Here is a 25,502-nt window from a genome sequence, read left to right as displayed (position 1 = left end):
CCCGTTCAGGACTTGAGGTAGGCGTCGATGGCGAAGGCCGCGGCCTTGCCGTCCGCCACGGACTGCACGGTCAGATCCTCGCCGCTCTTGATGCAGTCGCCGCCGGCATAAACGCCGGGCAGGCCCGTGGCCAGGCTCTCATCCACCTGGATGCGCCCGCCCACCAGGGTCAGCCCGTCCAGGCCGCCGGGCGCCAGCTTCTGGCCCACGGCCTTCAGCACCACGTCGCAGGGGATGGTCATCGTCTCGCCGGTGCCGGTGAGCCGGCCAGCCGTCAGCGCCATGCGCTCCAGGGCGATGCCGGTGACGGCACCGCCCTCGCCCAGGATTTCGCGCGGGGCCAGCCAGGTGCGCAACACCACGCCCTGGGTGCGGGCCAGGTCCTGCTCATGCCCGGTGGCGCCCATCTCGGCCGTGCCGCGACGGTAGGCCAGGGTGACCTCGGACGCCCCGGCGCACAGCGATTGGATGGCAGCGTCGATGGCGGTGTTACCGCCACCGATGACCACCACGCGCCGGCCGGCCAAGGGCACCGATGGCGCCTCTTTCTGGCGCAGGGCCGCAATCACATCCACCGCATCGGCCACGCCGGCAAACTCCTCACCGGCAACCGCCAGAGTGTTGGTGCCAGCCAGGCCCACCCCCAGGAACACGGCGTCATAGTCCTGGCGCAGTTCCGCCAGGGTCACGTCGCGGCCGAGCGCCACGCCGGTCTTCACCGTGATGCCACCGACGGACAGGATGAAGTCGATCTCGCGCTGGGCGAAATCGTCCACCATCTTGTAGGCGGCCAGGCCGTATTCGTTCAGGCCGCCGGCCTTGGCGCGGGCCTCCAGCACCGTGACCTCATGGCCCAGCATGGCCAGGCGATGGGCGCAGGCCAGGCCCGCCGGGCCGGCGCCGACGACGCCCACCCGCTTGCCGGTGGGCGCTTGGCGGGCGAAGGGCTGGACGCCCGCCTTGAACAGCACGTCGGTGGCGTAGCGCTGCAGCCGGCCGATCAGCACCGGCTCGGCCTCCGCCTTGTTGCGCACGCAGGCCTGTTCGCACAGCACCTCCGTCGGGCAGGCGCGGGCGCAGGTGCCGCCCATGATGTTGGCATCCAGGATGGTGCGCGCCGCCCCCTTCACATTGCCGGTGCCGATCTTGCGGATGAAGCCCGGAATGTCGATGGACGTGGGACAGGCCGTCACGCAGGCGGCCTCGTAACAATAAAGGCAACGGCTGCTCTCGGCCATCGCCTGCAAGGCGGTGAACGGCGCAACCAGGTCCCGGTCCAGGCCAAGGACCGCGCCATGAACGGCACTCATCTACTGCTCCCGTCTTTGCCACCGCCGGGGTGGTCGTGCACCCCGGCGGTCCTGTTCCTAGCGGTAGGCGTACTTAGGCTGTTGATTTTATTTTTGCAATCTTGCCACCACCCATGCCCGTGGGTGGTGGGTCGTCACGGCAGTTCGCGCAGCACGTCGGCCAGGGTTCCGAAGATCTGGTCAATGTGGCTTTTCTCGATGATCAGCGGCGGCGACAGCGCGATGATGTCGCCGGTGGTGCGGATCAGCAGTCCCTTCTCGAAGGCGCGCAGGAAGGCGTCGAACGCCCGCGCCGTCGGCTTGCCCGCGATGGGTTCCAGCTCGATGCCGGCGATCAGGCCCAGATTGCGCAGGTCGATGACGTGCGGCAGGCCGCGCAGGCTGTGCACCGCGTCCTCCCAGTACGACGCCAGTTCCGCACCGCGGGTCAGCAGACCCTCGTCACGGTAGACCTGCAAGGTGGCCAGGCCGGCGGCGGTGGCCAGCGGATGGCCGGAATAGGTGTAGCCGTGGAACAGCTCGATCGCGTTCTCCGGCCCGCCCATGAAGGCGTCGTAGATGTCGTTCTTGAAGAACACCGCGCCCATAGGGACGGTGGCGTTGGTCAGGCCCTTGGCCGCCGTGATGATGTCCGGCACCACGCCGAAGAAGTCGGTGGCGAAGGGCGCGCCCAGGCGGCCGAACCCGGTGATGACCTCATCGAAGATCAGCAGGATGCCGTGGCGGTCGCAGATGGCCCGCAGCTTTTCCAGATAGCCCTTGGGCGGCACCAGCACGCCGGTCGAACCCGCCAGCGGCTCCACGATCACGGCGGCGATGGTGGAGGCGTCGTGCAAGGCGACGATGCGTTCCAGATCGTCGGCCAGATGGGCGCCCCACTCCGGCTGCCCCTTGGTGAAGGCCTGCTGCGCCTTGTCATGGGTGTGCGGCAGATGATCGACGCCGGCCAGCATGGGGCCGAAGAACTTGCGGTTGGTGGGGATGCCGCCGACGGAGATGCCACCGAAACCCACGCCATGATAACCACGTTCGCGGCCGATGAAGCGGGTGCGCGTCCCCTCCCCCCGAGCGCGGTGGTAGGCCAGCGCCACCTTCAGCGCCGTGTCCACGGATTCGGAGCCGGAGTTGGTGAAGAATACCTTGTCCATGCCGGTGGGCAGCATGGCGGCCAACTGGGCGGCCAGCTCGAACGCGCCGGGATGTCCCATCTGGAAGGCGGGGGCGTAGTCCATCTCCGCCACCTGGGCCTGCACCGCCTTCACGATTTCAGGCCGGCAATGGCCGGCGTTCACGCACCACAGGCCGGCGGTGCCGTCCAGGATCTGGCGTCCCTCGTCGGTGGTGTAGTGCATGTCCTTGGCGGACACCAGCAGGCGCGGCGCCTTCTTGAACTGGCGGTTCGCCGTGAACGGCATCCAGAAGGCATCCATGTTGTTCGGGACGCCGCTGCCGCGGCCATCGGCCGGCGCGAAAGTCGTGGAGGGAATGACGCCGAAACCGTCATGACGCTGTGCCAAAGCCGCTCTCCCATCAGGCCCGGCGCGTTGCCGCCGGGCACCCCAATACGCATGGGCCCGAAACTTATGGGATGGAGAGTGACATGATTTGTCCGTTTGGTCAGGATTTTTTTGACCAAATGGTCAGAAAAATGCGCAATTAGGCGCCAGGCCATCGACCTGCCCAATTTAGCGGCAAAACCACAGTCTTTCCAGCCCTCTCAAGCCCCCGTCCGCACCTGCCGCCGGCCGTTCCCAGCCCCGGCGCGCGCGCAAAACAAAAGCGGCCCGAGGTCGCCCCCGGGCCGCTTTTACATCGTCACCGATAAGCCGCCGATCAGCCGACGATCTCGGAACCGGAGAAGAAGTAGCCGATCTCGATCTTGGCGTTCTCCAGGCTGTCGGAGCCGTGGACGGAGTTGGCTTCGATCGATTCCGCGAATTCCTTGCGGATGGTGCCCTCGGCGGCGTTCGCCGGGTTGGTGGCGCCCATGATCTCACGGTTGGCGAGAACGGCGTTCTCACCTTCCAGGACCTGCAGCACGACCGGGCCGGAGATCATGAAGGCCACCAGCTCGCCGTAGAACGGACGGGCGGCGTGCACTTCGTAGAACTTCTCCGCCTGCTGCTTGGACAGCTGGACGCGCTTCTGCGCGACGATGCGCAGGCCGGCTTCCTCGAACTTGGCGTTGATCTTGCCGGTCAGGTTGCGACGGGTGGCGTCGGGCTTAATGATCGAGAAGGTCTGTTCGACGGCCATGGCCGGATCTCCTGGGATTTGGAAGGAATCTCTAAAGTGGCGGCGTTATATACGGGCGCACGCAGGCCCGCAACGCCCTTCGCTAGAGCTGTCCCGCCACAACCGCAAGGCTGTCAAACCGTTCCGGCAGGCCCCGCCAGCGTGCGCGCCGCTTGATAAATGGGCTTGGCCCAATCGGGCATGGCCGCCAGGGCGGCCGTATCACCAGCCGCTGGCACAAAAATTTCACGGTCGCGCACGTCCAGGCGAGAAGAGCTCCCCCGCGCTTAATACGACGGGCCCGCTTTCGCCCGCACACTGCCTTGGCCTTTGGAGGCCAACATATCGTCGAGCCGATCCGCCGCCCCTGGCTCCTGCAAAGCCGCCAATTCAGCATCGAATTGCGCAGTCAGCCGGTCCAGAATAGCCCGCTGGGCCGTCACATCGACCCTGGTCCTCAAGTCGGCCCTCATGGTCAGTCGGTTATATTCATCCGCCGACAGCAGCACCATCTCCACCCGATCTCCCTGGATAATAGCCACGCCGCCCTTGGCCTGGACCTCCCGTGCAATATCAACCCAGCGGCTGCACACCTGGGTGCTATTGCACCGGGACAAGTCTTCAAGACTGGATCGTTTCCCCGACATGGTCATGGCTCCGTTTCGCACGCGCGCATCACGCGCAGATCACTATCGAACGCGCCTTCGCCAGGAACAGCCCAGCTTCCGGCGTCATAAGGTGATCCCATCCTGGCGGATTTCATGCATCAGCGGCGTACGCTCCTCATAGGCCGCCGCCGGATAGGGCTTGGCGTCGAAGAACGCACCCGTCGTATCGATCATCCGTACCCGCAGGGCGGCCAACCGGTCCAGTTCCGTCCAACGATCCGGGAGGGACTTCAGGAAAACCGCCACGTCATAGTCGGAATCGGTACGGGCGTCGCCGCGGGCACGGGAACCGAAAAGCACGACGCGAGCGATCCGGTCGCCATACATCTCATCGATGGCGGTGCGGAAACGGGCCAGGACGGGATCCTCTGCCGGCAACATCGCGAACGACCTTATCACCTTATCGCGTAATCATATCGCCCCGACCATACCACGACCGAGCGGCGAATACCCGGCCGTCATCCGGCGGGAATCGCGCTGCCAGATACGCAACCGCCCCCGGCGTATCATCCCAGTGCCTTCCGACGCGCCTCATGCTATGAGGGCGGCCATGCTGACCATCAATGACCTCACCTACCGCATCGCCGGCCGTACCCTGCTGGACCAAGCCACCGTCTCCATTCCCAAGGGGCACAAGGTGGCGCTGGTCGGCCGCAACGGCACGGGCAAGTCGACCCTGTTCAAGCTGATCGCGGGCGAGTTGCACCCCGATGGCGGGGAGATCACCTGGCCCAGCACCATGCGTATGGGCATGGTGCGGCAGGAGGTGCCGGCCGGGGCGACCAGCCTGCTGGACACGGTGATGGCGGCGGATACGGAGCGCACGTCCCTGATGGCGGAGGCGGAGACCGCCACCGACCCGGACCGCATCGCCGAAATCTATACCCGTCTGGCGGATATCGAGGCGCACACGGCCGAGGCACGGGCGGCACAGATCCTGTCCGGCCTGGGCTTCGACGCGGCGGCGCAACAGCGGCCCTGTTCCGACTTCTCCGGCGGCTGGCGCATGCGCGTAGCCCTGGCGGGTGTGCTGTTCACCCAGCCCGACCTGCTGCTGCTGGATGAGCCGACCAACCATCTGGACCTGGAAGCGACGGTCTGGCTTGAGGCCTACCTCAAGAACTATCCCCACACCATCCTGCTGATCAGCCATGATCGTGAGCTGCTGAACAAGGTACCCACCACCACCATCCACCTGGACCAGCAGAAGCTGACCTCCTACGCCGGTGGGTATGACCAGTTCGTGCGGGTGCGCGCCGCCAAGATGGAGAACCTGAAGGCCCAGTCGGTCAAGCAGGAAGCCCAGCGCAAGCACATGCAGGACTTCGTGGACCGCTTCCGCGCCAAGGCCAGCAAGGCCAAGCAGGCGCAGAGCCGCCTGAAGGCGCTGGAAAAGCTGGGCCCGGCCATCACCGTGCTGGAGGACCAGCGCACCCGCTTCGACTTCCCCTCGCCCGAGCCCATGCCCCCGCCCCTGATCAACATGGACGAGGTGACGGTGGGGTATGGCGACAAGCCCATCCTGCGCAACCTGAACCTGCGCATCGATCCTGAGGACCGCATCGCCCTGCTGGGCGCCAACGGCAACGGCAAGTCCACGCTGGTGAAGCTGCTGGCCGGCCGGCTGGAAGCCATGGGCGGGGAGATGCGGCGGTCGTCCAAGCTGAAGGTCGGCTATTTCGCCCAGCACCAGGCGGAAGAGCTGACCATGACCTGGACGCCCATCCAGCAGATGCAGGCGGCCATGAAGAACGCGACGGAACAGATGGTGCGCAACCATCTGGGCCGCTTCGGCTTCCCCAAGCTGAAGGCCGAAACCCAGATCAAGGACCTGTCAGGCGGTGAGAAGGCGCGCCTGCTGTTCTCGCTGATGAGCCGGGAGGCCCCCAGCATCCTGCTGCTGGACGAACCGACCAACCATCTGGATATCGACAGCCGCGAGGCGCTGGTGGAGGCCATCAACGGCTACCAGGGCGCCGTCATCCTGATCAGCCATGATCCCCACCTGGTGGAACTGACGGCCGACCGGTTGTGGCTGGTCGCCAACGGCACCTGCAAATCCTACGACGGCGACCTGGATGAATACCGCGCCCTACTGATGGACCAGCGCCGCGCCGAAAGCGGCGGCCGGGACTCCGGCGGTGGCGGCAACCGCGACCGCAAGGGCGGCCGCCGCGCCGCCGCCGAGACGCGCCAGCAGTTGGCCCCCCTGCGCCGCAAGGTGGAGGATGCGGAAAAGCGCCTGGCGCAACTGAACGCCAAGAAGGCCAAGCTGGACGTGAAGTTGGCCGATCCCGCCCTGTACCAGGGGCCGGCGGACGCCGTGACCCAATTGCAGATGGAAATGGGCCAGGTGCAGAAGACGCTGGATACGGTCGAGGAGGAATGGCTGGCCGCGTCGGAAGCCTTGGAACAGGCGACGTCCGCCGATTAAGGAATGCCGACGGCGCGAGACCCTGTCTCGTGCCGCCGTAGGCCCCGACGGGGCCGCCGGAGCTTTCCGGGGAGTGTAGCGGACTGGAAAGCGAGGATGAGCAAAGCCGACGGATGTCGGCGCCCGGCGACTGAGGGCGGATGAACCCCAGGGTGACACTCTTCGTCGCACTGACTAATCCGAAATTGCCTAAGCGAAACGGGGATGTAACACAGCCGTCATTGCAAATCCGGACGGCCCATGCCATCTCTGCCCCTATGTTCCGTGCCCGCACCCTTAGTGTTTCGGGGGCCCGATGCCCCTTAGTCACCGACCTGATGCGCCGCACGCCCGTACGCGGGCCGGCCATTGCTGGAATGCCGATGCTGGGGAACGCCTGACCTATGCCCATTGATCGCGCCGAGACGACCCTGAACGGCAAGGACTTCGCCGGCAAGGGAACCGCCAAGGGAAACCATCCCCGCGGACACGGCCCCCGGCCGCACAGCCCGGCGAACGAGAATCCTGCCTGGCTGTTCTTCCGCCGCTGGGCCGCCAACCCCGTCTCCATCGCCTCCATCACCCCGTCCGGCCCGGCGCTGGGCCGGCTGATGGGCCGCCACGTGCGGCGCGAGGCGGATGAGATCGTCGTGGAATACGGCGGCGGCACCGGCGCCATCACCCGCGCCCTGCTGGAATCCGGCATCCCGGCGTCGCGCCTGTTCGTGATCGAGCGGGACCGGGAACTGCACGCCTACATGACGGCCAAGTTCCCCGGCGTCACCGTCCTGCGCGGCGACGTGAAGGACGTGCGCACCCTGCTGCCGCCGCAATGGGTGGGCAAGGTGGGCACCATCGTCTGCGGCATCCCCATGATCCTGATCCCGATGGAGGCCCAGCGCCTGATCATGGATGAGGCCTACGCCGTCATGCCGGAAGGCAGGCAGTTCCTGGCCTTCACCTATTCCTTGCGCTCCCCCCTGCGCCGCCAGGCCCTGCAACTGGCCGGCAAGCGCCTGGGCTGGGCAGTGTCCAACATCCCGCCGGCGGCGGTGTGGGGTTATACGCGGGACTGACGTGCCGTCCGGTGCGGGGGTTCAGCCCCGCACCGCCACGGCCAGGCGGCACAGCGCGCCGATATCGTCTTCGGCTTCAAATTGATCGACACGCCCGGCGAGATGGCGCGCGCCGTCCCCCGATAGCAGGGCCGCCAGGTGATGGAACTTGGCCCGCAGCCGGGCATCGTCGGCCTGGATCAGGCTGGTGTCACACCGGGCGGACCGCCGCGATCCGTCGGCCAAGGTCACCGCCACCTCCGTCAGGTCGGGCGGCCAATCCGCCGGGCCGAAACCGACCGCCACCCGGTCGCGCAGGGCGACCAGGTCCGGCCGGGCCGTCGCCGCGTCGGTGTACAGCCCGGGCATGGCGGTGTCGGCCCCCGACAGGGCCAGGGCCGCGACGAACCGCAGGCTGAACTTCGCCTCCGTGCCCGTGCGGGGAGCGGCGATGTTGCACATCCGGTCGGCGCCGGCATCCACGATCACATCCAGGTGCGTGACCATCCCCGGTTCCACCCCGCCGGCCCGCAAGGTCCGGATCGCCTCGATGGCGCCATGGGTCCCGAAACAGGAAGCGTGGTACTTGAAGGAATTGCGGTCCACCTCATGGCCGTCCCAGAGAATGGGGCCGGTGGGGATGGCCGATTGGGTGGCGGCGTAGCCCTGGCGGGCCTCCAGGATATCGGTGCGGCTGGTGACGCCGGCTTCCGCCCATAGGGCGGCGGTCAGCCCCGCCTCCGCCGCGCGGCCGGCATGGACGGGCTTGGCCATGGTGCCGAACTGCGCCTTCAGCCCGGCCGCCTGCGACGCCGCCAGGCCGTAGGCACGCGCCGTCGCCTCCTCATCCAAGCCCAGCAGGTGGGCGCAGGCGGCGGCGGCGCCAAGCGCGCCCAGGGTGCCGGTCATGTGGAAACCCCGGTCATAGGGCCCGGCGCCCAGCCAGCGGCCGATCATGCCGGCGGCCTCATACCCCGCGACGAAGGCCGCGATCACCGCCCGGCCGCCCAGGCCCCGTTCCTCCGCCAGGGCCAGCAGCGGCGGCAGGATCACGGTGGTGGGATGGACGTGCATGACCAGCGCCACGTCGTCGTAGTCCAGCGCATGGCCGACCACGGCGTTCAGGAAGGCAGCCTGGCGGGCGCTGACGCCCTCACCCGTGCCGATCAGGGTTGCCACCGGGCGGGCGCCCTCCGCCAGGGCCAGGGGGCGAAGCAGGCGGCACACCGGCTCATCGGCACCGGCGATGGCGAGACCAAACCAGTCCAGGACGCAGCGCCGGACCATGGCCGCGGTTTCCGCCGGGATGTTGGCCGCCGCCGCGCGGCTAAGGCGGATGACGTCGGCGGTGGCGCTCATAGGGCCGAGGGCTCCCACCCCAGGCCGGCGGACAGGGTATCGAAGATCGCCGGCCATTCCGCGCGCCAGGCGGCCTGCTGTTCGGCACCCGCCCAACTGCCGTCGATGCCGGCCAACATCATGGCGCGCAGGTCGGCGATGTCGAAGCCCAGATGGCTGTACATCAGTTCCCAGGCGCCGGCCGGGCTGACCCGGTGCAGGGTGGGATCGTCGGTGTTGGGGTGGATGGCCAGGCCCAGTGCGGCCATGCGGCGGATGGGGTGGTCGGCCGCCCAGCGCTCCGGCGGCAAGGTGCGCAGGTAATAGGAATTGGTCGGCACCACGGTGAACACCAGGCCGCGCGCCGCGTAGTCGCGCAGGCGGTCGGGGTTGTCGACGATGCTGTAGCCATGGTCCACCCGGTCCACGCCCAGGCGCTCCACCACGGTTTCCACATTGCGCCAGGACGTGCCGAATTCGCCGGCGTGCGCGGTCAGGCGCAGGCCATGCCGGCGGGCCAGGGCGTAGGCGTCGGCGAACATCTCCGGCGGGCGTTCGGTCTCGCGATAGTCGATGCCGATGCCGGGGACCAGGGGGTGGCGGCTGGCGGCCATCAACTCCACCATCTCCACCGCCGCCCTCGGATCGGCCTCCCGGTCGATGGAGGGGATCAGCAGGCCGCTGATGCCGTGGTCGGCGGCCGCCTGCTCAATGCCGGCCACCAGGGCCACCTGGATGTCGGGGTAGCGCAGGTCCGTGTCGCGCAGGGTGGCCGTGGGGTTCCAGAAGAACTCCGCATGGCGCACGTTCTCCGCCGCCGCGTCCGCCAGGTATTCATAGGCGATGCGGCGGAAATCGTCAGGTTCCAGCAGCAGGTGGCTTTCCAGGGCGCGCAGCACGTGCAGCACCCCCACCGGCTTGGCGCCGCGCCGGTAGAACCCGTCGATCTCCGCCCCGGTCACCGGCGCGCCGTGTTTGGCCGCCAGGTCGGCGAAGGTCTGCGGCCGCACCGCCCCCAGCAGGTGGCAGTGCAATTCCACCTTGGGCATGGCGCGGAAGAAGGCACGCTGCGCCCGGGTGACGGTCCGTCCGGTTTGCGACGGCGGCACCGTCGCAAGCGTGTCTGCAATGGGAATCATCATCAAAGGCCTGTGATCAGCGGCGACGGCGGCTTAGTGCGGCCGTGTGGCGGCGACATAGAAGTAGTAGCCGAGCGGTATGGACAGGATGAGAAGGCCGACAGGGACCCGGCGTATCCGTCCGGCGAGAAGCTGGACCAGCACATAGGCCAGGATGCCGGCGGCGATGCCGGTGCCGAAATTGTTGGCCACCAGGGTGACCAGCACCATCACCAGGGTCGGCAGCAGGTCGGCCACCTCCTCCGCCACCAGGTGGCGGATGGTGCTGAACATGGATAGGCCGGTCAGGATCAGCGCCGGCGCCGTCGCCTGCCGGGGTACGGCCATCACCAGCGGCGTGATCAGCAAGGTGGCCAGGAAGCACAGGGCGGCGGCCGACGCGGTCAGGCCGGTGCGCCCGCCCGCCTCCACCCCGGCGGCGGATTCCACCAGCGCCGTGCCGGATGGGATGCCGATCAGCGGCCCAATGGTGGCCATCACCGAATCCACCAGGAAGGGCCGTTCGATGCCCGGCAGATTGCCGTGCTCATCCGTCAGCGAGGCCTTGGCGCCCACGGCCAGCGTGGTGCCCAGGGTGGAAAAGAACTCCCCCGCGAAAAAGGCGAACAGATAAGGCAAGGCGGCCAACGAGAAGGCGCCGGCCAGATCCACCTGGAAGGAGATGGGCTGGACCGAATGCGGCAATGAAAAGAGGGACGACGGCAGCACGGTCAGGCCCAGCGGGATGCCCGCCAGCGTCGCCACCGCGATGCCGGCCAGCATGGCGCCCGGTACCTTGCGCGCCTGCAAGGCCACCGCCACGCCCAGGCCGATCAGGGTGACGATGGGGCCGGGCTGGCTGAAATCGCCCAAGGCCAGTGAGACGCTTCTGGTGTTCAGCGCCACCATGCCGGCATCACGACAGCCCAGCAGGGCGATGAACAGGCCCAATGAGGCGCCCAGCCCCAGCTTAATGGGCGGGGGCACCAGCCGCATCACCAGGCTGCGGGCACCCGTGACGGTCAGCACCAGGAACAGCACGCCCGACAGCAGGGCGATGCCCAGCCCCACCGGCCAGGGGATATGCTCCGTCTGCGCCAGGGTGACGCCCAGGATGGCGGAACCGCCGAGGCCTGGCCCGACGATGAAAGGCAGGTTGCCGTAAAGGCCCATGAACAGGCTGCCCACCGCCATGATGACGATGGCGGCGGCGGTGGCGGCCCCGCGATCCATGCCGCCGCTGGACAGCAGGGCCGGGATCACCACGATCAGGTAGGCCGCCGCCATGAAGGAGGTCAGGCCGGCCACGCCCTCGCGCCCCACGCTGGTGCCGCGCTCCGCCAGGCGAAAACGGCGGTCGAGCAGCGCCTTCATTTGCGGGCCTCCGCCGTGAAGGTCGCCAGGAAGCGGGGAATGTCCACCTTCTGCACCACGTGCACGGTCTGCTCTCCCTGGTGGGGCGCGAACTCGTCCTTCCAGATCTGGGCGTTGCCGTAGTCCGGCCCCGGCAGCAGGTCGACATCCATGCGCGCCACCAGTTCCTCGGTCGCCAGCGACCGGTCGATGGCGACGGCGGTGGTCATCTCATCCCACAGGGGCTGGCCGACCTTGGCGTAGTCATGGAAATAGCGGGCCAGGGGCGTACCGGCACTGGCGACCTGGGCCACCAACTCCGGCGTCACCTTCACGCTGCCGGTGACGTTGCCCAGCAGGGTGATGCGCTTCCAGGGCGCGGTCAGCACGATGTGCGCCGCCTCCGGATCGAACAGGAAGTTGAAGTCGGTGGCGTAGTCGGTGTTGCCGGTGACGCGGGCCACCGCCATGTCCAGCCCGCCGCCCTCAATCACGATCTCCTTGGCCAGGGACGGCAGGTCGGGCGCCAGGCGCACGGCCAGGGCGATGTTGGTCAGGGGGCCGGCGGTGATGACCGTGATTTCCCCCGGATGGGCGCGCACCAGCCGGATCAGCAGGTGGGCCGCATCCTCCGCCACCGCCGTGATGCGCGGCTCTCCCTCCGGCATCGGCGGTACCAGTGCTGGATCATCGGGGTGGTAGGTGCGGCCGGGACGCACCGGGTTCCAGGCGCCCTTCCAGGGAACCGCACCATAGCGCTGTTCCCACGCCCGCATCTCACCTTGGGTGCGGATCAGGGGCATCTCCGCCCCCTTGGCGACCGGAACCTCCGGCCGCCCGACGATCTCCAGGAAACGCAGCAGGTGCTGCGTTTCCTCCTGCATCCAGGCGTCACCGGTGACCACGCCCACCCCCAGCAGCTCGACCCGGGGGTCGCGCAGCAGGGGAATCATCGCCTGGATGTTGCTTTGGCCCGGCCCCAGGAAATCGTTGTCGAAATAGACGCGGACCTTTTCCGAAGCCGGTTCCGCAGCGGTGGCGGGCGCCGCCGCCCCCAGCCAACAGGCGAGTGCGGCGGCCAAGGCGACACGGGCGACGTTCATCGGTGCTTTCTCCCCACCCAACCGCATCAGAAGCGCATGCTCACGTTGGTGAAGACGTAGCGCCCCAGGGCATCGTAGATGCCGCTGTAGAAAGCGCCATTGGAAACCTGTCCACCGGTGCTGGCGGTCAGGGGCGGGTCCTTGTCGAATACGTTGTTGACGCCCACCCGCAGGCTCAGGTCGTCGGCCAGCGGCATCGACACGCCCAGATCCAGATAGCTGACGCTGGGCAGGCGCGAGTCATAGGCGTAGTAGGTGCCGGTCAGGTAGGTGGCGCTGCTGGTCTTGTCGTTGCGGGTACCGCCGATGTAGCGCCAGGTGGCCATCAGGTCCATGCCGTTGGGCAGACCCCAATCCACCACCATGCGGTGGCGCCATTTCGGGATGGGCATGCCGCAGGTGACGCCGAAATAGCCGTCGCAGCTGTAGGCCGGCGTGTTGGGCAGCACCTGGATCTCATACTTGTCGGTGAAGGTGCCGGAGAAGTTCAGGCTGACCTTGCCCCAACCTTCCACACCGATCAGGTCCACCACGTCGTACTTGGCCGACAGCGAGAAATCGACGCCCGAGGTGTCGAGGTAGCCGGCGTTGATGTAGGTGGTGACGACATAGCCGCGGGTGACCAGCGAACCGGTGGTGGTGTTGCGGGAGATCAGGTTGCAGAAAGTGCCGGTGGCGATGCACTGGCTGAGCTCGATCGTCGCCGGGACGGTGGAGATCAGCTTTTTCACATCGATATCGAAATAATCGGCGCTGACCGTCACGCCCGGCAGGAAGGTCGGGGTGAACTGGGCCCCGAACGACACGGTGTTGGATTCTTCCGGCTTCAGGTCGGGGTTGCCGCCGATCATGGCGCCGGACTTCTGGCCCGCCGCCGGGGTGATGTTGCCGTACTGGGCGGCGGTGACGCCGGAGGCCATGCACGAGGCCAGGCTGGCGGTGGGGTGCGTGCCCTCGCACGGGTCGGTCAGGTTGGCGGTGGTGATCTGCTGCGCCCCGTACAGTTCCACCAGGTTGGGTGCCCGCACCGCCCGCTGGAAGCTGCCGCGGAAGCGGACGCTGGACTCCGGCGACCATTCGCCGCCGAACTTGTAGGCGGTGGTGTCACCCGCCGTGCTGTAGTCGGAATACCGGGCGCCGGCGTTCAGCGACAGGCTGTGGAAGAAGGGACGATCCTCCACCAGCGGCGCCGTCATCTCGGCGAACAGTTCCTTCACATCGAAGGCGCCGGAGATGGGGTACTCACCACCCGAATTGCCCGCCACGTCCTTGGAGGAATAGTGGCTGTCCGGGGTCAGGCCGATGGACTCCCGGCGGTACTCCGTGCCGAACGCCACCCCCAGCGGGTTCTTGGCGAAGGGGCTGCTGATCGCCGTCACCTGGCCGGTGACGGAACCGCTGGCCACCAGTTCCTCGGTGAAGCCGGTGCGGTAGAAGTCCTGCTGCACGTAGTTCAGTGCGTCGGACGTGATGCCGCCGATGCTGAAGATGTTCAGCGGCACGCAGCCGGCGGTGGCGTTCTTGCAGACGATCTGGCCGCTGGAATTGGTCACGGCCTGGAGGGAATTGGCGAAGTTCGCCAGCGAGATGTCGCCGGTCAGGCGCGAGTCATACTGGGTGCGTCCGTACTGGGCATAGACGTCGTACTGCCAATCCGGGCTGATGTCGCCCTTGGCGCCCAGCACGCCACGGTAGGAGGTGTGGGTGGTGTAGTCGTGGCGGGAACCCGCCTGGACATCACGTTCCGACACCACGACCGAGGCGTTCTGGTTGGCCTTCAACCCGGCGGAGGTGCAGAGGACGTTGACCTCCTGCGCCGACAGGTAGGGGTTGTCGCAGTTCACCGTCTCCGCCACGCTGAACACGGCGGTGGGCGACAGGCGGATGTCCGCCTTGTCGCGCATGAACATGAACTCGCCATAGACCTGCTGGTTCGGGGCGTATTCGTAATGCGCGAAGACGTCGGCGTTGTAGCGCTGGTCCGGCGACTGCAGGTCGTAGGTGTTGCCGTTGTTGAAGCCGTCGGACGTCTTATAGGTCCGCAGCGTGTTGCCGGTGGCGGCATCCAGCGTGTAGGTGCCGCGCGCCGCCCCGGTGGTGGGGTTCAGCGGCTGGAACTGCGCCGGATATGTCGCGCTGGACAGCGAGCAGCCGTACCCGCTGGCGCTGGCCGACAGGCCGCAGGTCGAGAAGTCGCGGTCCGACGTGCCCACGCCCGAGGCGCGGCGGTAGCTGAAGAAGCCGGTGATGTTGCCCCGGCCGCTGGCGAAGTTCTTGCCGGCGGTGATGGAGAAATCGTCCTGCGGGCCGTCAAAGTTGGCGCCGCTGGCATAAGGCTGCTTGGCGGCCGCCGCGACGGAGCGGATGGCGTTGTTGTTGGCGTGATTGTAGAAGCCGTTGGTGGTGTCGACCTGGACGCCGTCGAAATCCTTCTTGAGGATGAAGTTCACCACGCCCGCCAGGGCGTCGGAGCCATAGACGGCGGAGGCGCCGCCGGTGACCACATCGACACGTTCCACCAGGGCGGCGGGGATGTTGTTGATGTCGGGCGCCTGGGCCGAGGTGCGGTCCGGATCGCCCTGCATCAGGCGGCGGCCGTCGATCAGCACCAGGGTGCGCTGATTGCCCAGGTTGCGCAGGTTGATGGTGGAGGTGCCGCTGGCGCCCACCGTGCCGCCGCGGTTGCCGGCACCCTGGTCGGCATAGGCCTGCGGCAGGGTGTTGATCAGGTCTTCCACCCGCGTCACGCCGCGCTGCTGCAGCTCCTGGCCATTGATCGTGCTGACCGGGCTGACGCTGGTGGCGTCGGGGCTCTTGATGCGCGAGCCGGTGACGATGATCTCAGTCAGCGCCCCGTCGCCGGAAGCGGTCTGCGCCGCAGCCGATCCGATGGCCAGCGGCCCTGCGGTGATGGCGACGATGGTCGCGGTGATACGCCCGGCGCGGTTGCGCGCCTTCCCTTTGATTGACATGGAGCCCCCGATGCTTTTTTTGCGCCCGACACTTGCCCGGTCGGCGGCTCCTCCCCCGAGGTGGCGCGAGGCTTGTCGCCCGTCGCCGTTCCATTCCGACCCCGCGTCTGGTGGCTGCCCGCCACCGCACCCCGCCCGGTCTGGAATGTGAACGCAGTATGACGAGGTCGAATTCAGAGGGGAAAGTTTTTACATTTATGTTTTTATAAATTTGCCTTATTAGCAAAACCATGCCCCGCAGCACCGACGCCCTTGACGCCTGGAAGAATCCCATCTCGCTGCGCCAGCTCCGCTTTTTCGTGGAATTGGCGCGGACGGGGAACTTCTGCCGCACGGCGGAGGAGATGGCGGTGTCCCAGCCGGCGATCAGCGCCGGCATCCGCCAGATCGAAGCGCACCTGGGCATCCGGCTGTTCGACCGCACGACCCACAAGGTGACGCTGACCGACGCCGGCATCTCGCTGCTGCCGCACGCGCGACGCCTGCTGACGACGGCCGCCAACGCCTTCAGCGACATGCATGAGGTGGCGGGGCGGGAGATCGCCACGGTGCGCATCGGCGCCATCCCCACGGCGATGGAGGCGGTGGCCATGTCCCTGGTGGAACTGGCGGGCGACATGCCGGGGGTCGTTCCCCACCTGCACGACGGGCGCGCCGACCAACTGATCCGGGGTCTGCGCGGCGGCACCTACGACCTGGTGGTGACGGTACAGGCCACCCCCGACCCCGACCTTGAGGGCGTGCCCCTGTTCGAGGATGAGATGCTGCTGGTGGCCCGCGCCGACCACCCGCTGGCCATCCACGACCGCCTGCCGTGGCGAGCATTGGCCGGACAGGAGATCGTCCATTTCGCCGGCGGCAGCATTGGTGAGCTGACCTCCGCCGCCTTGCAGCAGAACGACCTGGCCCCGTCGGCGCGCTATCGCGTGGACCAGATCAACTCCCTCTACGGGCTGGTGCTGAGCGGCCTGGCCATCGGCGTCATGCCCTGGCTGTACACCCGGGGTTTCCCGGAGGATCGCCTGCGCCTGATCCGCCTGGACGGTCCCACCGTGCGCCGGCAACTGCGCCTGCTGCACCGCCCACAGTTGCGCGAGGAACATCCGCGCGGCACCGAGTTCGCGGAACGGCTGACCGCCAAGCTGCGGGCGAAACTGGGCGCGTCCCAAGGCCAGGCGCCGCTCAAGACATGAGCCGGATCAATCATTGAGTTGACGCACTTTCAATTGGCCGGAGGCGTGACGGGCGGGCATGCTGGGTCAACGACAAATCAGACAAACGAACCCAACCAGGGATCGCCGCCGACCATGCTGACCGATACTCAAGTCGATCTGTTGCGCGCCGACACACCGGGCTGCCGCCCCGACCATGCCTATTTCAACCATGCCGGCGCCTCGTTGCCCCCCGCCGCCGTGACGCGGGCCATCGTGGGGCATCTGGAACTGGAGGCCAGGGTCGGCCCCATGGAAGCGGGGGCGCAGGCCGCCGAGGCCGTGCAGCGCACCCGGGCCGCCGCCGCGTCGCTGTTGGGCGCCGGCGCGGACGAGATCGCCTTCTCCACCGGTGGGTCCAGTGCCTGGGGCCTGGCCATCGCCGCCCTGCCGCCGCTGGCGGCGGGCGACCGCATCCTGGTCGGGCGCCAGGAATGGGGCGGCAACCTGACCACCCTGCGCGACAAGGCCGCCCGGGCCGGCGCCACGGTGGAGGTCATCCCGACCCTGGATGACGGCCGCGTCGACGCCGACGCGCTCGGGTCCCTGATCGATGACCGGGTGAAGCTGATCAACCTGACCTGGGGGGCGGCCAACGGCGGCCTGGTGAACGACGCCGCCGCCGTGGGCCGCGTGGCACGGGCCGCCAGCATCCCCTATGTCATCGACGCCGCCCAGGTGGTGGGCCAGATCCCGGTCGATGTGGCGGCGCTGGGCTGCGACATGCTGAAGGCGCCCGGGCGCAAGCATTTGCGCGGGCCCCGTGGCACCGCCCTGCTGCACGTCCGACGCGGTTTCCTGGCCCGCCTGGCGCCCGCCTTCCTGGACGTGCAGTCGGCCCCCTGGGCATCCCATGCCGGCAGTGGGGCGCCGCGTGACGATGCCCGTGTGCTGGAACCGGCGGAGGCGTCGGTGGCCCTGCTGCTGGGTCTGGGCCAGGCGCTGGACCTGGCGCTGAGCGTGGGCATTCCGGCCATCCGTGGCCGCATCCAGGCCGTGGCGGACGACCTGCGCACCCAGCTGAGCGCCATCCCCGGCGTCGCCGTGCGCGACATCGGCGCGCCGGACACGCGCAGCGGCCTGGTTTCCTTCACCGTCGACGGCTGGACGGGGTCGGCGGTGCGGGCACGGCTGCTGGACCATGGCATCACCATCGGCGCCAATGGCATCCCCTACACGCCGCTGGACATGACGGCACGAGGCCTGACGGAAATCGCCCGAGCCTCCGTCAGCTATCTCACCACCGATGCGGAACTGGACCGCTTGCTCAAAGCGGTGGCCGCCCTCCGCGCCTAAGTCTCGCCGTCATTCCCGCCGTTTCAGCCGCTTGTCCCAGAAGGAGCCCGCTTCGGGCGCGTCCAGGTCGTTGGCCGGGTCGCGCCTGAACATCTCATTCCAGAGGTGGAGGAAGGGCAGGCCCGCCACCCGCGTCTCGATCTCGGCGCAGTCGTCCTGGCGCACCAGGCGCCGGTAGTCCCGCCAATCCACGGGATAGGCATAGTGCGGCGGGTAGGAAAGATGGGTCACCGACCGTTCCTGAATGATTTTCGTCAGCAGGGATGGCCCCGTTTGCCCCCAGTACAGGTCCCTGCCCGCCGCCAGGCTTTGTTCAAGCAGGTCGCCCAGGATGGGGTGGCCGGCGGGAAACTTCAGGATGGCGGTGCATATCTTGTTCTTGTCTTCCCACCCGAAGAACGTCTCCCCCGGCGGCACCACATCGCTCAGGCAATACACATCGGTGTCGACCCACCAATCGCCCTTCATCGACAGCAGCTTGTAGCGGAACAGGTTGGAGAAGGCGGCGATGCTGCCCCGGCTGCCATCCTCATTCCTGTAATAGAAAATCTCATCTTCGGGATAAATCTCGTTGGCATCCTCGAACCGGACGCCGTCGATCGCGTCATATTGCCGGTAGCAATAAAGATGGTAGGCGTGCCCATGGTCGATGAAGGATGAGATGCACGTCCGCACATGGGGCGGCATCGTCTCCCCGTGCCAGAATCCATTAAAGACGGCCATATGCCTTATTCCTTCCGGATCAGCCCTTTCGGGGCGCCTGCGCCAGCAAGGCATCGGTCCAGCCGGGCGGCAGCACGCCCAGCAGCCAGGACACGGCATAGGTGGGCCAGGGGAAAGCCACGCGGGCGCGGTTGGCCACCAGCCCCCGGATGATGATACGGGCCGCCCGGTCGGCATCCATCAGGAAGGGCATGGGGAAGCTGTTCACGGCCGTCATGCGGCTGCGCACGAAGCCGGGGCAGATGACCGTGACCTCCACCCCCTTGCCCAGCAGGTCGCCGCGCAAGCCCTCGCCATAGGACCGCACCGCCGCCTTGGACGCGCAATAGGCGGGGGCGCCGGGCATGCCGCGAAAGGCCGCCAGCGAGGACATCAGCGCCAGTTGCCCGCGCTTGCGTTCCACCATGCGGGGGATCAGCGGATGGATGGTGTTCAGCACCCCTTCGATGTTCACCGCCAGGATGCGGCGGGCCTGCTCCTCCGTCTCGCCGGCCGCCCCGGTGCCGCCGGAGATGCCGGCATTGGCGATGGCAAGGTCGATGGGCACGCCGGAGTCGGCCGCCAGGATCCAGTCGGCCAGGGCCTGGCGGTCCATGACGTCCAGCGCCGCCGCCGTGACCCGGGCGCCCTTGGCGCGGGCCGCCTCCGCCACCGCGTCCAGCCGGTCCCGGTCCCGCCCCGTCAGCCACAGCTGCCGCCCCGGCGCCGCATAGGCTAGGGCCAAGGCCTCACCGATGCCGCTGGAGGCCCCGGTGATCAGAATGCTGTTGGGCGCGTGCAAGACCTTGTTCCCCCTTCGATGCGCATGAACTTTCGGCCCCCGAACGGCTGGGACAACAGGCGCTTGCTTGTTTGTCGCCGCCCCCGCGGGCTATAACCCCGCACAGACGATGCAACATGTCTCGCCACCGGTCCAGCCGGCAGCGCGGGGCCCGATGCGTCCCCTACACCATCAACCTCAATCCGGGGACCGCCCTTTGACCAAACCTTCCCCCCTCGCCAGCATGACCGGCTTCGCCCGGGCGGAAGGCGCGTTGGACGCCACCTCGTGGATCGTCGAGGTGAAAAGCGTCAACGGCCGCGCCCTGGACCTGCGCACCCGCCAGCCGTCCGGCTTCGACGCGGTCGAGGCCCTGGCGCGCGGGGAAGTCAACCGCCTGATCCGGCGCGGTAACGTCACGCTGAACCTGACGGTGAACCGCAGCGCCACCACCGCCCCCCTGCGCCTGAACCGCGAGTTCCTGGCCCAGGTGCTGGAACTGGCGCGCGAGATCGAGGGGGCGGGCGCCGCCCCGCCGCGCCTGGACGCCCTGCTGGCCGTGCGCGGTGTCATCGACACGGGCGAGGAAGCGGAACAGCCGGAAGACCGCGCCACGCTTGAGGCCGCCATCGGCAAGACGGTGACCCAGGCCATCACGGCCCTGGCCGCCGCCCGGGGGGCCGAGGGCGCCCGCCTGGCCACCGTGCTGACCGGCCATCTGGATGAGATCACCACCCTGACCGAAGCGGCGGCCGGCACCGCCACCCTGCAACCTGAGGCCCTGCGCGACAAGCTGAAGACCCAGGTGCAGGCCCTGCTGGAGGCCTTGCCGGCGCTGCCGGAGGAACGGCTGGCGCAGGAAGCCGCCCTGCTGATCGCCAAGGCCGACGTGCGGGAAGAACTGGACCGCCTGCGCGCCCACATCGCCCAGGCCCGCGACCTGCTGGCCGAAGGCACCGCCGTGGGCCGGCGGCTGGACTTCCTGTGCCAGGAATTCAACCGCGAGGCCAACACCCTCTGTTCCAAATCCGCCGACGTGGAACTGACCCGCATCGGTCTGTCGCTGAAGGCGACGATCGAGCAGTTCCGCGAACAGGTCCAGAATATCGAATGAGCACGCCCGCCATGAGCAACGACACCATCGAGAGTCCGAACCCGCTGAACCCGTACATGCGCCGCCGCGGCCTGATGCTGGTGCTGTCCTCCCCCTCCGGTGCCGGCAAGACCACCATCGCCCGCCGCCTGCTGGCGCAGGACACCGAACTGACCATGTCGGTCTCCGCCACCACCCGGTCCAAGCGGCCGGGCGAGGTCGCGGGCGTGGACTATCACTTCACCGACCGGACAGAGTTCGACCTGATGATCAATCAGGGCAAGCTGCTGGAATACGCCAAGGTCTTCGACAACTACTACGGCACCCCGCGTGAGCCGGTGGAACAGGCGCTGGCCGGCGGCCGCGACGTGCTGTTCGACATCGACTGGCAGGGCACGCAGCAGCTGAAGGAAAAGGCGCGCGACGACCTGGTCAGCATCTTCATCCTGCCGCCGTCGGCCCGCGAACTGGAACGCCGCCTGACCAGCCGCGCCCAGGACAGCCAGGCGGAAATCGCCAAGCGCATGAGCAAGGCGTCCAATGAGATGAGCCATTGGGCGGAGTACGACTACGTCATCATCAACAACGACGTGGAAAGTTCCGTCGCCAAGGCCCACGCCATCCTGACGGCCGAACGCCAGGTGCGCCGCCGCCAGGTGGGCCTGTCGGAATTCGTGAAGGGCCTGCAGGCGGGGCTGTGAGGTTGTCGGGGCGGTTCACTCCCGCCCCGGCCGCCAGATGGCGCCACTGACCGTGGCGGCCGCGCACAACACCGCCGAGGTGACGCTGGCGGCCGCCACCAGGGCGAACAGCGTGCCGATGCCCGCATCCAAGGCCGCCACCGCCAGCCAGCCCAAGCCGCCCGCCACGCCCAGGCGCGCGGTGCCGGCCAGGAAAGCCCATAGCGGCCGGCCGCCGCCTTGCGAGGCGAAGCCCAGGATGAAGGTCAGGCCCACGGCGCCATAGACGGGGCCGACAGTGCGCAGGTAGTGGGCGCCATGGGCCAGCACCGCCGGCTCATGACTGAACAAATCCACCCAGGCCGACGGCCACAGGGCAACGATCAGGCCAATCAGTTCCGTCACGCCGGCGCCCATGAAGGCGCCGATCCAGGCGACGCGGCGGGCGCGGGCCTGGTTGCCCGCCCCCATGGCGGTCCCCACCAGGGTCAGCACCGCCGTGCCCAGGCCGAACAGCATGGGGATCAGCAGGTAATCGAGGCGCGAGCCCATGCCGAACCCGGCCAGGGCATCGGTGCCGAAACGGCCCACGGCGCCGGTGACCAGGATGGTGATGAGGTTCAACTGGATGGCGCTGAGGGCGGAGATGCTGCCCACGCCCAGGATGTCGCGGAACAGCCGCCCCTCCAGCGCCACGCGGCGCAGCACCAGGCCGGCGCGGCCACGCAGCATGTAGGCCAGCAGGGCCAGGGCGGCGACGGTGTAATAGCCGCTGACCGCCATGCCGGCACCGGCGATGCCGAACCCTTGAACGGGGCCAATGCCGAAGATCAGGAAGGGCGACAGCGGGATCATCACCAGCGCGCCGACGAAGCTGACCAGCGCCGGCACCCGCACATTGCCGATGCCGCGCAGCACCGCCGACATCAGGTTGATGATCCACAGCGGCACCGCACCGGCGAACAGCCAGTTGGAATAGGTCAGCGCCGCGTCCAGGGCCCCGTCCCGCGCCCCCAGCAGGCGGTAGAGGACGGGACCGCCGAAGCGCAGACCCAGGGTGAAAGCCAAGCCGAAGCCGACGGCCAGCACCAGGGCGTGGAACACCAGGGCGCCCGCATCCCGCTGCCGCCCCGCCCCCATGGCGCGCGACACTGCCGCCGCCACGCCGCCGCCGATGCCGCCGGCCGCTACCATGGTCATCAGCATGGACACGGGCAGCACCAGGGCCGCCCCCACCAGCGCGTCGGTGCCCAGCGCGCTGACGTAATAGGTCTCCGCCACGCTGACCAGGGTCTGGATCACCAGCACCACGACGGTGGGCAAGGCCAGGCGCAGCATGGTGGGCACGATGGGGCCATGCAGCAGGGCATGACGGGCGGGTGGCACGGCCGGCGGGGCCGGTGCCTCATCCGCTTCGGGCAGCGCCGCGGTGATGTCGGTGGTCATGGCGATTTCCAGATAGGAGCATATGCCCTCATTTAGGAGCATATACTCTTACCTGGCGCAAGCGCCATCGCTTTGCTAAAAACGGAAAAGAAGGAGATGGACATGACGCACGGTGGGAAAATGGGTCCGGGCGACGGCGTCGCCGCGTGCAACTGTGCGGCGCTGCGGCGCGCGGCGCGGCGCATCACCAACGCCTATGACGCCAAGCTGGCGCCCACCGGCCTGCGCATGACCCAGTTCTGCCTGCTGGCGCTGGTCTATGAGGCCGGGACGCTGTCGGTGAACGAGATGGCGGCGCGCCTGGATCTGGACCGCACCACCACCGGCAAGAACCTGCGCCCGCTGGAGCGCGACGGCCTGCTGCGCGTCGCCCCCGCGCCCCAGGACCGGCGCAGCCATGAGATCACCCTGACCGACCAGGGCCGGGCGGCATTGCGCGAGGCCTCCATCCTCTGGCGCGAGGCACAGCGGGAGTTCGAAGCCGCGAACGGCCCCCCCCAGGCGGCGGCGTTGCGCAACACCCTGGCCGGGCTGGTTTTCTGACCCAACCCAGGGCCAACTGAGATTTGGCTTCCATCCGTTGCGAGAGCGTGATTCAAGCTGCGGATGGAACGCTTCATGACCCATCTTGTCGCCGCCGTTATTCATTCCCGGTGAATCTCAATACGCCCCACATCACGGAGAATTTGATGGTCGATAGAGTTTTTCTCGTACAGCGGCAGTCGCCCGCGTGGGCAGAACTCGCGCGGTCACAGCGGAACGGCCTTTCGATAGATCCCGCCCACTACCTGCCTCCAATGCCCGTTCCCGGATTTCCAGCCGAAATTCCTCGTTTGATTCAGGTATGGAATGATACTTTCACTTTAGATTATTTTACATGCCGCGCCATTCTCAAAGATATTGCGTCAGTAAACAATCGATCTGCTAATGGAGTCAGTCATATTAGTTATACTGATTACAGTATGGCTTCAGATTTATTACTAGATTCAATCATATATTTTCATGATGATGACGATATATTTGATACAGAATTATCAAATATTGTTTCATCTGTGAATTTCTCTGATTTTGACGCGCTCGTATCTCCACTTATACGCCTCGATAGCGATCTATTTACTTTTGTTCGCAAAGGATGTGATACCAGTTTATTGCTGGGTAGGCGCCAAGATTTTCACTTCCGATACCAAACTAATAATTACGGATTGGTGGGGAAACATATCGACCACAAGCGCTTCACTGCAATGAAAGACCATGTCGAAGCTTCGAGCTATGCGGACGCGAATGACCTCACCGACAAGGTGATCTCACGGCCGCTCAGCGCGACGCTCAAGACTATCTGGTCAGCGTCCATGCTCACAACAGTAGATCAAGGCAAAGATGCAGTCCTAAATCAGTTACAACGCTTCCGGTCGCGCGTGCTGAATCTAGAGCTTCCTATTGAATACAATTGGCTCTCTTCATGCATTGAGCAGGCTTGCGCTTTAATGAACAGCGTACAAATAGGCGACGATTACAAAGCACTTGAGGCAACACTCCAGACGATACGAGAAAATACGATTCACCTCACCCCTACCGATTAGCAACTAAACAAATCGGCATATTAATTTCTTATTGGCCGCATAATTCGAGCGATCAACCATACGGAGAGCCCCGATCTATCTAGGCGGCGGCCGACCGCATCGCCCGCTGGACGGCCTGCGGCGGTTGGCCGTAGGCGCGCAGGAAGGCGCGGCGCATGCGTTCCCGGTCGCCGAATCCGGTCTCGCGCACGATGATCTCGATGGGGTGGCGCCCCTCCTCCATCAGTACCCGTGCCGCCTCCACCCGCAAATTCTCCACCGCCTTGGCCGGTGACTGGCCGGTTTCCGCCTGGAAGGCGCGGCTGAATTGCCGGGGGCTGAGGTGCGCCACCTCCGCCAGGCGTTCCACCGACAGGTCGGCCTTCAGGTTCTCACGCGCATAGCGCAGCGCCGAATGGATGCGGTCCGACCGGGGTTCCAGTTCCAGCAGGGCGGAGAATTGCGACTGTCCGCCCGGCCGGCGGTGATAGACCACCATCTTGCGCGCCACGGCGCGGGAGATGTCGCTGCCGACATCCGCCTCCACCAAGGCCAGCGACAGGTCGATGGCGGCGGTCATGCCGGCGGAAGTCCAGATGGGACCGTCCTGGACGAAGATGCGGTCTTCCTCCATGCGTACGCGGGGGAATTCGCGTTGCATGGCCCGGGCGTGGATCCAGTGGGTGGTGGCCCGCCGATCATCCAGCAGGCCCGCCTGGGCCAGGATGAAGGCACCGGTGCAGACGCTGGCGGTGCGGCGCGATTGCCTAGCGGCGGCGCGGACAAGGTCCAGCAGGTCGTCCCCCATTTCGGCCACATCCATCCGCCCCGCCACCACCACGGTGTCGTAAGCCAGATCGCCCGGCGCCTGGGTTTCCACCACCACGCCGGCGGAACTGGCCACCCGCCCGCCTGAAGGCGACACCAGGTGCACGTCATACAGCGGCCGGCCGGCCACAACGTTGGCGACCTCGAACACGGTGACGACCACCAGGTCCAGGATCTGAAAGTCGGGAAACACGACGATGCCGACCCGTCTCATGATGCCACCCTCAACGCCCAAGAACCTGATGTCCTAAAATGTGGCGTCAATGACATTCAGGTCAAGCGCCGATGCCCCTATCTTTCCCCCATCACCCCCGGCGCCCCGCCGGCAGGGATCGAAAGGA

The 25,502-nt window shown here is 67.1% G+C and carries 22 protein-coding genes; 8 read left to right on the top strand and 14 right to left on the bottom strand.

The window, feature by feature from the left end; translation table 11 throughout:
• Window positions 1–5 precede the first annotated feature (5 nt).
• The 5 genes from PW843_05525 to PW843_05505 form a co-directional block, all read right to left on the bottom strand.
• Window positions 6–1,310: an NAD(P)-dependent oxidoreductase gene (locus PW843_05525; GenBank protein MDE1146071.1), complete on the bottom strand. Its 1,305-nt coding sequence runs from the start codon at window positions 1,308–1,310 to the stop codon at window positions 6–8.
• A gap of 134 nt (window positions 1,311–1,444) precedes the next feature.
• Window positions 1,445–2,740, bottom strand: a complete 1,296-nt coding sequence (locus PW843_05520; protein MDE1146070.1) for an aspartate aminotransferase family protein — start codon at window positions 2,738–2,740, stop codon at window positions 1,445–1,447.
• A gap of 403 nt (window positions 2,741–3,143) precedes the next feature.
• Window positions 3,144–3,566 (bottom strand): nucleoside-diphosphate kinase, encoded by a 423-nt coding sequence (gene ndk / locus PW843_05515; protein ID MDE1146069.1) that lies wholly within the window; start codon window positions 3,564–3,566, stop codon window positions 3,144–3,146.
• A gap of 266 nt (window positions 3,567–3,832) precedes the next feature.
• Complete coding sequence (locus PW843_05510; protein MDE1146068.1) at window positions 3,833–4,198, bottom strand: hypothetical protein; 366 nt, start codon at window positions 4,196–4,198, stop codon at window positions 3,833–3,835.
• A 78-nt stretch (window positions 4,199–4,276) separates the two neighbouring features.
• Window positions 4,277–4,594, bottom strand: coding sequence for a nucleotidyltransferase domain-containing protein (locus PW843_05505; protein ID MDE1146067.1), 318 nt, complete (start codon window positions 4,592–4,594; stop codon window positions 4,277–4,279).
• Between the two features lie 169 nt (window positions 4,595–4,763).
• Between PW843_05505 and PW843_05500 the strand changes: the two genes are divergently transcribed.
• Both PW843_05500 and PW843_05495 read left to right on the top strand, forming a co-directional pair.
• Window positions 4,764–6,647, top strand: a complete 1,884-nt coding sequence (locus PW843_05500; protein ID MDE1146066.1) for an ABC-F family ATP-binding cassette domain-containing protein — start codon at window positions 4,764–4,766, stop codon at window positions 6,645–6,647.
• A gap of 383 nt (window positions 6,648–7,030) precedes the next feature.
• Window positions 7,031–7,702, top strand: coding sequence for a phospholipid methyltransferase (locus tag PW843_05495; protein MDE1146065.1), 672 nt, complete (start codon window positions 7,031–7,033; stop codon window positions 7,700–7,702).
• A 21-nt stretch (window positions 7,703–7,723) separates the two neighbouring features.
• On the opposite strand, the gene PW843_05490 is transcribed toward PW843_05495, so the two are convergent.
• The 5 genes from PW843_05490 to PW843_05470 are packed head-to-tail and all read right to left on the bottom strand — an operon-like array spanning window position 7,724 to window position 15,565.
• On the bottom strand, window positions 7,724–9,040 hold the full coding sequence (locus PW843_05490; GenBank protein ID MDE1146064.1) for an MmgE/PrpD family protein: 1,317 nt from the start codon (window positions 9,038–9,040) through the stop codon (window positions 7,724–7,726).
• Complete coding sequence (locus PW843_05485) at window positions 9,037–10,161, bottom strand: adenosine deaminase (GenBank protein ID MDE1146063.1); 1,125 nt, start codon at window positions 10,159–10,161, stop codon at window positions 9,037–9,039. Before PW843_05485 ends, PW843_05490 begins: the two co-directional genes overlap by 4 nt.
• Window positions 10,162–10,191: 30 nt before the next feature.
• Entirely contained in the window at window positions 10,192–11,511 is a 1,320-nt protein-coding gene (locus tag PW843_05480) for an NCS2 family permease (GenBank protein ID MDE1146062.1), read from the bottom strand.
• On the bottom strand, window positions 11,508–12,593 hold the full coding sequence (locus PW843_05475) for a nucleoside hydrolase (GenBank protein ID MDE1146061.1): 1,086 nt from the start codon (window positions 12,591–12,593) through the stop codon (window positions 11,508–11,510). The genes PW843_05480 and PW843_05475 overlap by 4 nt, the downstream gene beginning before the upstream one ends.
• A gap of 26 nt (window positions 12,594–12,619) precedes the next feature.
• Window positions 12,620–15,565, bottom strand: a complete 2,946-nt coding sequence (locus PW843_05470; GenBank protein ID MDE1146060.1) for a TonB-dependent receptor — start codon at window positions 15,563–15,565, stop codon at window positions 12,620–12,622.
• A 230-nt stretch (window positions 15,566–15,795) separates the two neighbouring features.
• Between PW843_05470 and PW843_05465 the strand changes: the two genes are divergently transcribed.
• Together PW843_05465 and PW843_05460 are read left to right on the top strand one after the other, a co-directional pair.
• On the top strand, window positions 15,796–16,758 hold the full coding sequence (locus tag PW843_05465; GenBank protein MDE1146059.1) for a LysR family transcriptional regulator: 963 nt from the start codon (window positions 15,796–15,798) through the stop codon (window positions 16,756–16,758).
• 114 nt (window positions 16,759–16,872) lie between these two features.
• Window positions 16,873–18,072, top strand: coding sequence for an aminotransferase class V-fold PLP-dependent enzyme (locus tag PW843_05460; GenBank protein MDE1146058.1), 1,200 nt, complete (start codon window positions 16,873–16,875; stop codon window positions 18,070–18,072).
• Window positions 18,073–18,081: 9 nt separating this feature from the next.
• Here PW843_05460 and PW843_05455 read toward each other — a convergent pair whose 3' ends face one another.
• Both PW843_05455 and PW843_05450 read right to left on the bottom strand, forming a co-directional pair.
• Complete coding sequence (locus tag PW843_05455; GenBank protein ID MDE1146057.1) at window positions 18,082–18,795, bottom strand: hypothetical protein; 714 nt, start codon at window positions 18,793–18,795, stop codon at window positions 18,082–18,084.
• Between the two features lie 19 nt (window positions 18,796–18,814).
• Complete coding sequence (locus tag PW843_05450; GenBank protein ID MDE1146056.1) at window positions 18,815–19,576, bottom strand: SDR family NAD(P)-dependent oxidoreductase; 762 nt, start codon at window positions 19,574–19,576, stop codon at window positions 18,815–18,817.
• A gap of 223 nt (window positions 19,577–19,799) precedes the next feature.
• On the opposite strand from PW843_05450, the gene PW843_05445 reads away from it, so the two are divergent.
• A complete protein-coding gene (locus PW843_05445) occupies window positions 19,800–20,669 on the top strand; it encodes a YicC family protein (GenBank protein MDE1146055.1) in 870 nt (289 codons plus the stop codon).
• Window positions 20,666–21,349, top strand: coding sequence for a guanylate kinase (gene gmk / locus PW843_05440; protein ID MDE1146054.1), 684 nt, complete (start codon window positions 20,666–20,668; stop codon window positions 21,347–21,349). The genes PW843_05445 and gmk overlap by 4 nt, the downstream gene beginning before the upstream one ends.
• Window positions 21,350–21,364: 15 nt before the next feature.
• On the opposite strand, the gene PW843_05435 is transcribed toward gmk, so the two are convergent.
• On the bottom strand, window positions 21,365–22,774 hold the full coding sequence (locus PW843_05435) for an MATE family efflux transporter (GenBank protein MDE1146053.1): 1,410 nt from the start codon (window positions 22,772–22,774) through the stop codon (window positions 21,365–21,367).
• Between the two features lie 96 nt (window positions 22,775–22,870).
• Between PW843_05435 and PW843_05430 the strand changes: the two genes are divergently transcribed.
• On the top strand, window positions 22,871–23,317 hold the full coding sequence (locus tag PW843_05430; GenBank protein MDE1146052.1) for a MarR family transcriptional regulator: 447 nt from the start codon (window positions 22,871–22,873) through the stop codon (window positions 23,315–23,317).
• A gap of 23 nt (window positions 23,318–23,340) precedes the next feature.
• Window positions 23,341–24,354, top strand: a complete 1,014-nt coding sequence (locus PW843_05425; GenBank protein MDE1146051.1) for a hypothetical protein — start codon at window positions 23,341–23,343, stop codon at window positions 24,352–24,354.
• 79 nt (window positions 24,355–24,433) lie between these two features.
• On the opposite strand, the gene PW843_05420 is transcribed toward PW843_05425, so the two are convergent.
• A complete protein-coding gene (locus PW843_05420; protein ID MDE1146050.1) occupies window positions 24,434–25,378 on the bottom strand; it encodes a GlxA family transcriptional regulator in 945 nt (314 codons plus the stop codon).
• Between the last annotated feature and the right edge of the window lie 124 nt (window positions 25,379–25,502).

Source organism: Azospirillaceae bacterium (assembly GCA_028283825.1).
Lineage (GTDB): Bacteria > Pseudomonadota > Alphaproteobacteria > Azospirillales > Azospirillaceae > Nitrospirillum.
Note: the sequence above shows the minus strand (reverse complement) of the source record. Positions and strands in the feature narration are given on the sequence as shown.